This is a genomic window from Paenibacillus sp. FSL F4-0236 (genome assembly GCF_038000135.1).
In the GTDB taxonomy this organism is placed as follows: domain Bacteria; phylum Bacillota; class Bacilli; order Paenibacillales; family Paenibacillaceae; genus Paenibacillus_AQ.
The window spans coordinates 2,125,149-2,139,413 of record NZ_JBBOBK010000001.1; the positions used below are offsets into that span (position 1 = coordinate 2,125,149).

At 44.1% G+C, this 14,265-nt stretch carries 11 protein-coding genes; all 11 read left to right on the forward strand.

The features are described from left to right. Positions 1-24 precede the first annotated feature (24 nt). The 11 genes from rhaD to NSQ29_RS09750 all read left to right on the forward strand — a co-directional run bounded on the left by rhaD (position 25) and on the right by NSQ29_RS09750 (position 14,241). On the forward strand, positions 25-870 hold the full coding sequence (gene rhaD / locus NSQ29_RS09700) for a rhamnulose-1-phosphate aldolase (RefSeq protein WP_042128469.1): 846 nt from the start codon (positions 25-27) through the stop codon (positions 868-870). Between the two features lie 166 nt (positions 871-1,036). Further along, entirely contained in the window at positions 1,037-2,131 is a 1,095-nt protein-coding gene (locus NSQ29_RS09705; protein ID WP_341124921.1) for an NADH:flavin oxidoreductase, read from the forward strand. Positions 2,132-2,238: 107 nt separating this feature from the next. Next, positions 2,239-3,678: an SWIM zinc finger family protein gene (locus NSQ29_RS09710; RefSeq protein WP_341124922.1), complete on the forward strand. Its 1,440-nt coding sequence runs from the start codon at positions 2,239-2,241 to the stop codon at positions 3,676-3,678. Between the two features lie 48 nt (positions 3,679-3,726). Next, entirely contained in the window at positions 3,727-5,604 is a 1,878-nt protein-coding gene (locus NSQ29_RS09715; protein ID WP_341124923.1) for a HEAT repeat domain-containing protein, read from the forward strand. A 6-nt stretch (positions 5,605-5,610) separates the two neighbouring features. Further along, positions 5,611-6,705, forward strand: coding sequence for an ATP-binding protein (locus NSQ29_RS09720; protein ID WP_339265173.1), 1,095 nt, complete (start codon positions 5,611-5,613; stop codon positions 6,703-6,705). Beyond that, positions 6,705-9,044, forward strand: a complete 2,340-nt coding sequence (locus tag NSQ29_RS09725; protein ID WP_076283473.1) for a DUF5682 family protein — start codon at positions 6,705-6,707, stop codon at positions 9,042-9,044. Before NSQ29_RS09720 ends, NSQ29_RS09725 begins: the two co-directional genes overlap by 1 nt. 2 nt (positions 9,045-9,046) lie before the next feature. Continuing rightward, positions 9,047-10,267: a VWA domain-containing protein gene (locus tag NSQ29_RS09730; protein ID WP_076283474.1), complete on the forward strand. Its 1,221-nt coding sequence runs from the start codon at positions 9,047-9,049 to the stop codon at positions 10,265-10,267. A gap of 403 nt (positions 10,268-10,670) precedes the next feature. Continuing rightward, positions 10,671-12,257 carry a tRNA (N6-isopentenyl adenosine(37)-C2)-methylthiotransferase MiaB gene (miaB, locus tag NSQ29_RS09735; RefSeq protein ID WP_340970439.1) on the forward strand — a complete coding sequence of 529 codons (1,587 nt, stop codon included), beginning with the start codon at positions 10,671-10,673 and terminating at the stop codon, positions 12,255-12,257. A gap of 13 nt (positions 12,258-12,270) precedes the next feature. Beyond that, a complete protein-coding gene (locus NSQ29_RS09740; RefSeq protein WP_445667671.1) occupies positions 12,271-12,735 on the forward strand; it encodes a RicAFT regulatory complex protein RicA family protein in 465 nt (154 codons plus the stop codon). Between the two features lie 165 nt (positions 12,736-12,900). Beyond that, positions 12,901-13,671 (forward strand): NUDIX domain-containing protein, encoded by a 771-nt coding sequence (locus tag NSQ29_RS09745; RefSeq protein WP_042128449.1) that lies wholly within the window; start codon positions 12,901-12,903, stop codon positions 13,669-13,671. 30 nt (positions 13,672-13,701) lie between these two features. After that, positions 13,702-14,241, forward strand: coding sequence for a cysteine hydrolase family protein (locus tag NSQ29_RS09750; RefSeq protein ID WP_341124924.1), 540 nt, complete (start codon positions 13,702-13,704; stop codon positions 14,239-14,241). Positions 14,242-14,265 lie beyond the last annotated feature (24 nt).

A 14,265-nucleotide genomic window follows, 5' to 3' on the forward strand; every position in this document is an offset into this window, starting at 1 on the left:
ACATATACAAAGGAGAGATTGACAATGAGTACATCTGTTTTAGAATCCAAAGGGTATATTGCCAGTAGTGAGGCTCCATTTATTCAGGAAATGTCAGAGATTACCCGTCATATGTGGGAGCTTGGCTGGGATGAGCTGAATGGCGGTAATGTCAGCTATCTGCTGGATGAGAATGAGGTTGCTAAATATATTAACGTTCTAGAGCCACTACGCACCATTAAACTTACCTTCCCTGTAAAAGAATTAGCCGGCAAATACTTCATCGTGACAGGTTCTGGCAAGTATTTCAGAAATGTGATCAAAGATCCGGAAGCTAATCTCGGTGTGCTTCGTGTTAGTGCCAATGGTGAAAGCGTAGAAGTGTTATGGGGATTACGGAACGGCGCTGTACCTACTAGTGAATTGGCTTCCCATTTCATGAGCCATATTGAGCGACTGAAGGTGGACCCTACGCACCGTATCGTATTGCATACACACGCTACGAATGTTATCGCGATGACCTTCACGCATGATCTGGATGAATTGAAGTTCACGAAGACGCTTTGGGAAATGTGCACAGAGTGCCTTGTTGTTTTCCCGGATGGCGTTAGTGTCATTCCATGGATTGTTCCTGGCAGCAGTGAAATCGGCCGCGAAACCGCGAAGAAAATGAAGGATCACCGCCTGGTCATCTGGCCGCAGCACGGGATTTTTGGCACTGGCTCCACTATGGATGCCACCTTTGGTCTAGTTGAGACTGTAGAAAAGGCTGCTACGATCTACAACTTGATTGGCGGAAGAGAAATTAAGCAAAAGATCACGGATCAGCAACTGTGGGATTTAGCTAAGGCGTTTGGAGTAACTCCAAAAGCTGGTATTCTTGAGGTTTAAAAAGTTCGTAATGGGATGAAAACCGGGCGTTCGCAGATTTTGCGAGGTCCGGTTTTTTTTATGATTTTTTCTTACACAAAGATCTTAAAAATTTGCATTTTCCATCTTCTGGGGAGATAATTAGCCTTACTTAAAGTAATCAAATAATCAATTGGAGGTAATATGTATGAACACTGAGCTATTATTTTCATCTATTCAAGTGGGGAATCTTTCGCTGTCAAACCGAATCGTCATGGCGCCGATGACTCGTGTATACTCACCGGATGGTGTACCAGGAAGTAATGTTGCCGCATATTACCGTAGACGGGCAGAAGGTGGAGTAGGATTGATCGTTACCGAGGGTACAGCTATTAATCATCCTTCGGCAGTCAGCCACGCCAATATTCCCAATATACATGAAGAAGCAGCTTTAGAGGGCTGGAAGCAGGTAGTAGAAGAAGTTCACGCAGCTGGAAGTAAGATCATCCCTCAATTATGGCATGTGGGAATGGCGCGAACTATAGGGGAAGGTCCAAATGTTGAAGCCCTTCCTATTGGCCCTTCTGGTCTGAATTTAGCAGGAGAACCTGTGACAGAGCCACTGACTACTGCTGAAGTTGAAAGCTTAGTTTCAGCATTTGCTCAAGCAGCAGCGAACGCGAAAAAAGTGGGTTTTGATGGTATCGAGATTCATGGTGCACATGGTTATCTGATAGACCAGTTCTTCTGGGAAGGAACGAACAAACGTACCGATCGTTACGGTGGCGATTTGGTTGGTAGAACTACATTTGCAGTAGAGGTTATTGAAGCTTGCCGTAAAGCGGTTGGGCCAGATTTTCCGATCGTGCTACGCTTCTCTCAATGGAAATTGGGTGCCTATGATGAGAAGCTGGCAAAAAATGCAGATGAGCTCGAAAGATTCCTTACTCCACTTAGCGATGCTGGCGTTGATATTTTCCACTGCTCCACTCGTCGCTTCAGCCAACCTGAATTTGAGGGATCTGAGCTTAATCTCGCAGGGTGGACCAAGAAAATCACGGGGAAACCATCAATTACGGTGGGTTCTATCGGTCTTCACAGTGATTTTTTTGCAGAAGACTCAGCTCAGAAGACAGAAGATAACATTAATGAATTACTAGAAAGAATGGACCGTGAGGAATTTGATTTGGTTGCTGTGGGCAGAGCATTAATAAGCGATCCGGCTTGGCCTGCCAAAGTTCAAAGTGGAGCAATAGACGAGATCATTCCATTCACGGCTGAATCGACAAAAACTCTATACTAAAGGGAAAGAACAGCGGGTTATGGACAGCTCTGTTTTTAGAATAATTTTCATTAAGGGCTAATATTATCATAGATATTAAAAAGCGTAATAGGTAAGGAGGATATGGGTTGATAGATATCACAGAAGTCTTCATAGATACTCTAGCACCGAACAGTGCAGCAATTAAGAACGGGCAAGGACTAGTGAAGAAGAGACGATTCGTCCAATTGAATCAGTCGGAAGACGGCGTGGTTCTGTTTGGTGAATGTGGTGGTAGCGGTAGCAGCAACTATTATCCTTCTGCTGATTTTGTTGTTTCTGACAAACCGGTGATGCGTTGTACTTGTCCAAGTAGGCAGATTCCTTGTAAGCATGTCCTCGGATTGCTATATGCCTATGTAGGCAAGGAGACTTTCGTATCTGCAACGATACCTGAAGATCTTGCTGTTAAACGAGAAAAGATGAGTAAGCGTGAAGAACGAAAATCTGAGCTTGCTGCGGAAGGGGCTAATGTTAAGCCCAAGAAAGTGAACAAGTCCGCACTTAAGAAAAAGATTGGAGCTCAACTGGAGGGCTTGGCTGTACTGGAGAAATTGACCCAATCGCTTATACGTGCAGGACTTGGAACAATAGACGCCAAAGGTGTAAAGGATATTCAGGTGCACGTGAAGATGATGGGCAATTATTATTTAACTGGTGCACAAATTGAATTAAGACGATTAGCTTTATTGCTCTCTTCTTCTGACAATCGTGAGAAAACTTATTCATTAGCAATAGAGCAGCTAACCCGAATTCATGCGTTCATTAAGAAAGGGCGCGCTCATCTAACAATGAAGCTGGAAGATCCGGATATGTCTTTGAATCATGAATCTACGATTGAAGAATGGCTTGGTCATGCTTGGCAGCTAACGGAGCTTAAGGAATGCGGTCTGATGAGCTCGGATGTAGAGCTGATCCAGCTTTCATTCCTAAGCTATGATGATGAAGCCAGACAGGAATTTGTAGACCTCGGCTACTGGATAGAAAAATCTACAGGTGATATACATCGTACGCTCCAATATCGTCCTTATAAAGCAGCTAAGTATATTCATGAAGAAGATAGCTTCACTGATGTTGCACTTATTCCTTCCTTCTATCGTTATCCTGGTGACCGGAACCGGAGAGTTCGTTTCGAGAATATGTCAACACGGCCTCTGACTAATCAGGATGTAGAGTGGATCGTTTCTAAGGCAGTTCATTCTTATTCCGACTGCTTCAAGCAGATAAAAAATCAGTTGAAGAATCCGCTAGCGGACAAGAATCCTGTGTTGCTGCTGCATGTGAATAAGATTAGCAAATCGCAGCAAGATCAGTTCGTCATTACGGACGAATCGGGCCAGCATTTGGTGTTAGACCAAATAGTAGCACTCGAGCAGGATACACTTGCACTGTTACAATACTTTACACTCGAAGAATTATCGGATACTACGATGCTGCTTATGTTTGAACATCAACTCGATACAGGACGATTGAAAGCACAACCGTTAACCCTTATCAAAGGGATGGAGATGATCCGTCTCTTATATTAAAAAAATTAAGAAAGCATAAGTTTCACATAAACTTTGGGAGGAATATCCATGAGTACAGCTTTACTACAAGAGCTTCATCAAGAAGTAAACCGGCTGTATATAGCTGGAAGTGAGCTCGCTGCTGAGGATTTCCGCTTAAAGCGGCTATTACCACAGTTTCAACAGTTAGGCGAACGTGCTCCCATATTCAAAAGGTTAGGAGAGGGAATCGTTGCGGTCATTGAACCAGATCATTCCGAGGGATCTTCCTCTGCTCAGAACCTACAGGAGCTCAGTGTGCTGCTTAGCTCGGTACTATATACACAGGGGGCGACTTCGCCTGATGGTGAACTGCTTGAGGTGGAAGTCCATCCGGTGAGATTGCCTACTCGGTTCTCATATCGTAAGCTGTCAGCGGTACAGACGGCATTAAAGACTCGCGGAGGAGGACGATATGAGATTATCAAGGAAGCTTTTGAGACAGGATTGTTTCAAGATCTTCGAATGATTCATCCCGCGTTAGCAGCCCTCCAAGATCCATATGTTGAGATCGCCGAGCTTGTAATGAAGCAGATCCTGCCAGCTTATGGGCCTCAGATTATTCCGATCCTTATCGATCAATTTGATCCTGCTGGAGGAATAGTAGAGACGAGAAAGCTGTACGTGATCGCAGTATTAGGTGGTGATAGCGTTCAGGATCTGATCTATCAAGCTGCAGATTCAGGATCAGAAGATGTTCGAGCCATGGCTATTTCTCTGCTCGCAGGTCAGGGACAATATGAAATCGAATTACTGGCTTGGAGTACAGATAAGAAGAAAAAGATTCGCGAAGCTGCCTATAATGCGCTGGCTAAGAGCGACTCGGTAAATGCGGTGAACCGGCTGCATGAGGCATTTACGGGAAAAGATAGTGAACTTGTAGTTCCTGCATTGAGACAATGTCAAGCCCAAGAGCTCACAAAACGACTTGTTGTAGAGTTATCAGATATGCTTCAAACTGTCTCAGAGATTATGGGCGATACGAAGAAGAAAGACGGATTATGGAATAAGGTAGTCCAGTATCTTCGGGTTTTATCTTACAAACGCAGTCCTGAACTAGAGAAACTATATTTTAATGTTCTCGAGCAGTATCCATTATATATGAATCAGCTAAAGTGGAATTCATTGATCGAGGAAGCAAACTCCTATTTTAGACAGATAGATTCTATCGAAGCGAGACGTATATTACAGCAAACACTTGAGCGTGATCTTGTCTACTATAGAAACAATAGAAGATATGTGAATGATGTTTTTAAAGATGCGTATCTCTACTTGTCACCAGAGCGTGTGTATGAACAATATGTTGAAGTTCTAAAGCATTATGCGCCATCTTCAACTAGCCATGCTTCTTCAATGGCGCAGCAACTGCTACGCACCATATCTGAAGTTGTAGTTCAACGATATCATGGGACTTATGATGCAGTTTGGAATTCACCTGTAGACCAGATTCAATATATGTATAAGATCGAAATGCAGCCGCCCGAGGTACTGGCTCTTCAATGGGATTCACGGTGGCTTGATGCTTTTATAGAGCTGGATCAATACGAACTGGTCAGTGCCTTTGCAAGGCCGGGACATGCCGAAGCAATGCAGTATTTACTTCGTAAATTGACCGATAATCCTGAATTCCGCCATCGGTTTTCCAATATTCTCTTGATGGGCTTAGCACGTACAGGGATAAATAAACAACATTTGCAAGAAGCTCTCCTAGTGGCTTTGGAAGATGATAGAAATACAGAATGTCGATTAATTGAACCGTATACATTTGAACAGCTATGTCAGCTTCCAGCGAGTTTTGCGAGTCGAATAATAACTGTTCTACCTCGATTTAGTGAGGTTGCAGAAGAACAACTTGAGTATGTCATTCGTCTCATGCAAGGACCATCAAACCCAAATGAAGAGGTGTAGCTAACGATGAGTCAAGAACTATTACAAGATATTATGAGGCTTCCAGCAGAAAGACTGTATGAGCATGAGTTGGAAGCGCTTCGTAAAGCGGACACTGGTAAGGTTCCAGCAGGATGGCAGATGTCGCCCCAATCAGTACTGAAGTTTATCGTTGGTGGTAAAGCAGGGAGTACCGAGATTACACCTAAGTACATTGGTAATAAACGATTAATAGAGATGGCGATAGCCACACTGGTAACTGATCGTGCACTGCTATTAATCGGTGAGCCGGGTACAGCAAAGTCATGGTTATCTGAGAATTTATCAGCTGCTATATATGGACAATCAGGACTTGTCGTACAAGGTACTGCGGGTACGAGTGAAGAGCAGGTGCGCTATTCGTGGAACTACGCAATGCTGCTTGCACAAGGCCCTACGCCGGAAGCGCTAGTGAAGAGCCCTATTATGCGAGCGATGGAGGATGGGGGCATTGCACGTTTTGAGGAGATATCTCGTTGTGCATCTGAGGTACAGGATGCGTTGATATCCATCTTATCGGAGAAGACGATATCCGTTCCTGAGCTAGGTAAGGAGATGAGTGCGCGCAAAGGCTTCTCGATCATTGCAACAGCTAATACGAGAGACCGTGGAGTAAATGACATGTCAACTGCCTTGAAGAGACGATTTAATATTATCGTCCTTCCAGCCCCTGCGGATTTGTATACTGAAGTTGAGATAGTGAAGAAACGAGTTCGTGAAATTGCCTCTTCCTACGATTTGCAAGCGTCGCTCCCTGCAGACGAAGCTTTACATAAGGTCGTGACCATCTTCCGTGAGTTGCGTAGCGGGATGACATTGGATAAGAAGGAGAAGGTGAAGTCTCCAGCAGGTGTGATTTCCACAGCTGAAGCGATCTCGCTCTTAACGAATAGTATGGCGCTGGCTGCAAGCTTCGGTAATGGAGAACTGACGGACGAAGATCTGGCCGCAGGGCTGCAAGGTGCCATTGTGAAAGATGATGATAAGGATCAACTTGTCTGGAGAGAGTATCTCGACAATATTATGAAAAAACGTGGCGCAGATTGGCGGGGGTTATATACGGCTTGTAAGGAGATGAACTAGTGGAGAGCGAAACTACTGGAGCTGGCGTGCATATTTTTGGGGTGCGGCATTTGTCTCCTGGTGGTGCGCAGCATCTATTGAGCTTCCTTCATGAAATAGAGCCCACAGCTGTGTTAATTGAGGGTCCATCGGATGCCACACCTGAGATTCGCCATGTCATCAACATGACAACCAAACCTCCTATTGCCATTCTAGCTTTTACGGAGGAAGTTCCTGTGCGTACAGCCCTTTGGCCGCTTGCGCTATATTCCCCCGAATATCAAGCGATGAGATGGGCGGAGCAGCAAGGGGCTTATACAGCTTTTATAGATTTACCTTCATCAGTGGTCATCGCGTTACAGGATATACGAACCAAAAGTAGAGATTCTGTTGAACAGAGCGATGAATCTGAAGTTAACAATACAGTTGAGAAGGCTCCTGAAGAAGCATCTCTATATGATAGAGTAGCTGAGCTGGCTGGTGAGCTTGATTATGATATGTATTGGGAGCGCAATTTCGAACACAACACTAACAAAGGTGCATATCAGGAAGCAATTATTTCTTTCTCATCCCAAATGCGTCAGATTTCTGAAGAAAATGAGAGACATAACAACGTAATAGAATATGCACACAATACGATACGTGAAGCTTATATGCGTCGTCAGATTCAGGATACAATCGCTGCAGGCCATCAACCAAATAAGATCGTTGTTGTATGTGGAGCATACCATGCAGCGGCGCTTGCTGATCTGGCATCTGGTATGTCAGATGAGGAAATAGATGCTCTTCCTTCTCTAAATTCGAAGCTAACACTTATGCCCTACACGTACTATAAGTTATCTTCTTTGTCTGGTTACGGAGCAGGTAACCTCGCTCCTCATTATTATCAAATGATGTGGGAACGTATGATGAATGGCTCACTTGAAGACTTGCCGAATCATTATCTGTCTACCGTAGCCAGATACTTGCGTAATACAGGGACACACCGTTCCACAGCGGAAATTATCGAAGCCGTTCGCTTAGCTGAATCATTAGCTGCCCTTCACGGTGGAAGTGCTCCGACGTTAAGAGATCTAAGAGATGCTGCGCTGACTTTACTGGGGCGTGGAGAGCTAAGTGTGATCGCAGAAGCGCTTGCTCGTACAGATATCGGTACTGCTATTGGTGAGTTGGCAGAGGGGATTAGTCAGACGCCGATTCAAGATGATCTGAATAGGCAATTAAAGCGCTTGAAGCTTGAGAAATATAAAACCCCAGTGGCAAATGATCTTGAACTAGATCTCCGAGAGAACCGAAGAGTGTCTTCTGAGGAAGCAGCTTATTTAGACTTAAATCGTTCCTTTCTTTTTCATAGGCTCAGATTACTTGGGATCGATCTAGTGAACATAAGAGCAAGTGGTCAGACTGGCGCAACGTGGGCAGAGCATTGGGTAATGAAGTGGTCTCCTGAAGTTGAGATCCAGGTCGTTGAATCTACGCTACTTGGGGAAACAATTGAGATTGCTTCAGCTTATGTATTGCAACAAAAATTAGATGGCAGCAGTACCATTGCGGAAGCGTCAGCACTTATTCGAACGGCTTATGAGTGTGGAATGATACACCAGATGGAAGCGGGACGGCAGACGCTTCAGCGTCTAGCTGTTGATACTCGAGATGTGGTGCAGATTGCTGCTTCCATTCATGAGTTATCTCTTCTGATTCAGTATGGCGATGTTCGACGGATCGATACCAAGCCGCTCATTCCTTTGCTTGAACAACTGTTCAGACGAGCCTGTCTGTTCTTGCTGGATGCGAGCCAATGTAACGATGAGGCTTCAGGTGAGATGCTTAAAGCGATGAACATACTGAATCAGGCAGCTATTGCGCATAGTGAGGAATTAGATGAGCTGTTGTGGATACAAGAGCTGAAACACTTGTCAGAGAGGGATGACTGCAATCCGCGTTTATCTGGAGTGGCGTGTTCCATTTTATTGGAGCGTAATGCGATGACTGCACAGCAATGTTCAGAAGAAGTATCGAGGCGCCTGTCGCCAGGTATACCCGCAGAACTTGGAGCAGGCTGGTTCGAAGGGATGTCTATGCGTAATCGATATGTACTGTTGTCTCGATTAAGTCTGTGGGAACAATTGAATGAGTATATTAATTCATTAGATGATGAAGAATTTGTACGTGCATTAGTATTTTTACGGCGTGCTTTCAGCACCTTTGAACGAAGAGAAAAGACGATGATTGCCGAACTTCTAGGGGAGTTGTGGGGTGTGAATACCGAGCAGGCTGCTGAGATTCTGACGGGTGAGCTGAAGGAGGCCGAAGCGAAGATGATTGAGGATTTGAATGAATTTGACTTTGGAGATATATGACGATGAGTACATCCGTGGATTCAAGTGTTGTAGCTCGGTGGCGCCTTATTCTTGGTCAGTCTGCAGAAGAGCAATTGACGGTTTCTAGCGGAAACGCAAGTATTCACCTGTCTGAAGATGAACTCATCATGGACCAAGCACTGGCTGCTATCTATGATGAGACAAGCGATATCGTAAATAGTGGTGCTGCTAACTCTTCGGCTACGGGACAAAGAGGAGCGGGATCAGGTAAATCTGCACCCCGGTTGGCAAAATGGTTAGGAGATGTTCGCAATTTCTTCCCAGAGGATATCGTATCGGTTATTCAACATGATGCGATGGAGCGGAAGGGCTGGAAGCAATTATTGTTTGAGCCGGAAGTTCTGGCAACAGTGAAGCCTGATATACAGCTAGTAGGTACACTGCTTTCGCTAAAAGGGAAAATTCCTGAGAAGACAAAAGATACGGCTCGCCTGTTAGTGAAGGCAGTTGTGGATGATCTTGTAAAGCGTATGGAGGAAGATCTGCGTCGGGCGGTGACGGGTGCACTGAATCGCAGAGAGCATTCTCCATTACCGTCACTTAGTGGTATAGACTGGACACGGACGATAAAACGCAATCTGAAGCATTATGATGCAGAGCGACAACAGATTATCCCTGAGAGATTCTACTTTTATGATCGGGCAAGACGCAGTAAGGAATGGACAGTCATTGTGGATATCGATCAGAGTGGTTCTATGGCAGAATCAATTATTTGGGCTTCAGTAGTTGGTTCTATTTTTGCAAGCATCCCATCGCTTAGTACCCGAGTAGTTGTATTTGATACAGAGGTCGTTGATCTGACAGAGCAATGTGCGAACGATCCTGTTGACATGTTATTCGGGATTCAGTTAGGTGGCGGTACAGATATACAAAAGTCTGTTGCTTATTGCGAACAGTTTATCGATCAACCGAAGAAGACATTATTTATCGTGATTTCGGATCTATATGAAGGTGGGAACCAGGCAGGCTTAATCCGTCGTATGCGTCATCTGAAGGAATCTGGAGTTAGAACGATGTGCTTGCTGGCTTTATCTGATGAAGGCAAACCTTTCTATGATGAGCATGTGGCGAGATCTTTGACTCGCGATGGAACGCCTTGTTTTGCGTGTACACCTGCACTGCTGCCACAGTTAGTAGAAGGTGCACTAAAAGGACAGGATCTTACTGAATTAGCAAAGAAACTTGGTACAAAAGGGATATAACAAGAGTCGTGCTATTACAAGTTTCATAAAAAGTGATATTCAGACAAGAACTGTGATTCATTACAGTTCTTGTGGCGTATATAAATATCATACCCCCCTTTATAGAATATAATTTGGCCCTGTCGCTCATCGGCAGGGTATTTTTTTTATGGAAGTCTTTAGAAGAGCTATTATCCTGACCTATTAAAATTTTCTTTTAGAGTATGCTCTGCTCTCACGCTGTGGTAAAATGGACCTGATTTTTTAAAAAAATACGCAAGTTAAGTTTTTACTTGATAAACCTAAATCAGTGCATATTGGGATGGACATCTAAGATGGATGGAATGTTATAGAATGTGCTATAATTTTATATTAGGTTAAAACATCAATAAGCTACATTTGAGATAGAGGACGTGAAAACAGCATGACTAAGGGGAACCATAACTCACCGGACTTAAAATCCGGCAAGGGTTCGAAAGATTATTCGAAATATTTTGATTTTAGCGATGCGAAGGTAATTAGTGAAGAAGAAGGTAAGATTACTTATCGGATTAAAGGAAGAAACGTTCAAATTAATAGCCAGCCTGATTATAAAGAAGGAAAACGGCGTGGCAAGGAAGAAATAGAAGTGCATTATGATTTCGAGATTCCTGAAGAGATGCAGAATTTCGGAGTAGACAAATATTATCATATAACGACTTATGGCTGCCAAATGAATGAGCATGACACGGAAACGATGAAGGGCCTGTTGGAACAGATGGGCTACAAAAGCGTCGATGATCGGAATCATGCGGATCTCATTTTGCTCAATACTTGTGCGATTCGCGAGAATGCCGAGGATAAGGTGTTTGGAGAGCTTGGTCACCTTAAGAACTTGAAGATTGAGAAGCCAGGTCTTTTGTTGGGCGTGTGTGGCTGCATGTCGCAGGAGGAAGGCGTAGTTAATCGAATTATGTCTAAGCATGGATTCGTGGATATGATCTTCGGTACGCATAATATTCACCGTCTGCCACACCTCATTAAAGAAGCTGTATTCAGTAAAGAGCTTGTGGTGGAGGTATGGTCTAAAGAGGGCGATATTATTGAGAACTTACCGAAAAAACGTGAAGGTATGCGGGCTTGGGTAAACATTATGTATGGCTGTGATAAGTTCTGTACGTACTGTATCGTACCTTTTACACGAGGAAAAGAACGCAGCCGCCGTCCGGAGGACGTCATTGCTGAAGTAAGAGAGCTCGCGCGTCAAGGATTCAAGGAAGTGACTTTGCTGGGGCAGAACGTAAACGCATACGGTAAGGATTTTACAGACATCGATTACACCTTTGGTGACCTAATGGATGATATGCGTTTAATTGATATCCCGCGCATCCGCTTCATGACATCGCATCCACGTGATTTTGACGATAAATTGATTGAAGTACTCGGCAAAGGCGGCAACCTGGTGGAGCATATCCATCTGCCGGTTCAATCGGGAAGTACTGCCGTACTTAAGAAAATGAGTCGTAAATATACTCGTGAAGCTTATCTGGAGTTAGTTCGTAAGATCAAGATAAGTGTGCCTAATGCGGTATTAAGTACCGATATTATCGTTGGTTTCCCTGGTGAGACGGATGAGCAATTCGAAGATACTCTTTCGCTGGTGCGCGAGGTTGGGTATGATATGGCATATACGTTCATTTATTCACCTCGTGAAGGTACCCCTGCAGCTGCTATGGAGGACAATGTACCGATGTCAGTGAAGAGCGAACGTCTGCAAAGACTCAATGATATCATTAAAGAGAATAGTCGGATCATTAATGACCGTATGCTAGGTGAAGTCGTCGAGGTACTGGTAGAAGGCGAGAGTAAGAATAACTCGGAAGTCCTTTCTGGCCGTTCCCGTGCGAACAAGCTGGTCCATTTTGAAGGTTCGAAGGAGCTTATTGGCACATTTGTAAAAGTGAGAATTACAGATACCAAAACATGGTACATCAAAGGGGATATTGTGGCAGAAGCTGCTGCTGTTCATTAATCATCACATACGAATGGGGAGATGGCTTGTGAGTACAGAGGAACAACGTTTGAATAAATATGGAATGAAGACTTATAATACCCGTGACTTGATCGTACGCGAGGATATTATGGGTAAAGCCAAAGAACTGGCTACATTGATCTCGACAAGTGAAGAAGTAAAGCATTTTCAGCAGGCTGAGCAAAAAATCCTGAACCACGAGCGTGTACAAGGCCTGATTGCAACGATTAAGAAAAAGCAGAAGGAGATTGTCGCCTTCGAAAGCTTTAAAAATAAAGATATGGTAGCCAAGATCGAGCGTGAAATTGAAGTGTTGCAGGATGAAATTGACGGCATTCCAGTCGTGAACGAATTTCAGCAGAGCCAGAGTGACATCAATTATCTACTCCAGCTTGTCATTTCCGTGATTAGAGATACCGTTTCGGAAAAAATAAATGTGGAAGCCGGCACCGAGGCGCCTCCGACCACATGCGGATAACCCACACTCAGTTTAGGGGGCGGATGCAGATCCGCCCCTTTAAGTTTCACACTATACATAATCCTAATCTTTCTATGTCCAGTTGTTGATTTTAGAAGTTAAGGTTTGGTACATTTAAAGATACGAATTAGTAAAATTATAGCTTCGGAAAAGGATGGGGCAAATATGAGCGAAAATGGGGAACAAACCTATAACGCCAAAAAATATCGTACACCGGACGGAGTTCCGGCCGACATCGTAATGTTTACACTGACCAAACGCGAACGTAAGACGGTCACGAAGACGCTTCCCTTACGTGAGCTTAAGGTAATGTTAATTAGACGAAAGAAATGGCCATGTGCTGGAATGTGGGCTCTCCCAGGCGGATTCTGTCAGGAGGATGAGTCCATTTATGCTGCGGCTACACGTGAACTCAAAGAAGAGACTGGTGTAGATGGTGGTCATTTGGAATATCTGGGCGTTTACAGTACACCAGGCCGCGACCCTCGCGGATGGATTATCAGTCATGCTTTTTTTGCCCTTGTAGAAGAATGGATGTTGGAGCAAAGACAAGCTTCGGATGATGCTGGCGAGGTAGGTTTATTTACATTGCAGGAAGCACTTGAAGAGCTGGAGCTCGCTTTTGACCACCATGATATCATCAAGGATGCATACTTGCGTATTCAACAACAAATGCTTCAGACTACGATCGCAAGACAGTTTTTACCTAGACATTTTACCCTTAGTGAGCTCTATCAAGTCATTCAAACGGTAGTGCCGGAATTTAAGGAACCGAATTTTATTCGTAAAATCACTTCAACACGTAGTCGTCAGGGTATATTAAAAGAAGTAAGAGATGAAGAGGGAAATGCGCTTAGTTCAAATCAATACTCCCAGCGTCCCGCTCAGCTCTATATGTTCACAGATCATGAGCCTTTGTTATCCATCTACACGTAGTGGCTTAAATCAGGAGAGGGGATTAATCTCATGAGAGCACTAATAGTGATCGACTTTACGAATGATTTTGTTAACGGAAATCTGCCGGTTGGCCAGCCAGCCGTAGATATCGAGCCTAGAATCAGCCAATTAACGTCGGAGTTTGTCCAAAGTGGCGATTTTGTCGTTATGGCCGTGGATTTACATGAAGAGAATGACCCTTACCACCCGGAGAGCAAACTTTTTCCTCCTCATAATATACGCGGGAGTAAAGGACGTGAGTTGTTCGGAAGTTTGAAATCTGTGTATGAGCATAACCGCGATTCCATCTATTGGATGGACAAAACGCGTTATAGCGCTTTTAGTGGAACTCATCTGGAAATCAAGCTGCGGGAGCGTGGAATTACTGAACTTCATTTAATTGGGGTCTGCACAGATATTTGTGTACTGCACACAGCAGTGGATGCATATAACAAAGGGTTTGCAATTATTGTGCACGAAGATGCAGTTGCCAGCTTTAATCCAAAGGGACATACTTGGGCGTTAGAACATTTCCGGGGAAGTTTAGGAGCAGACGTTGTTAAGGCATAATACTAGAACAGAACATACACATAT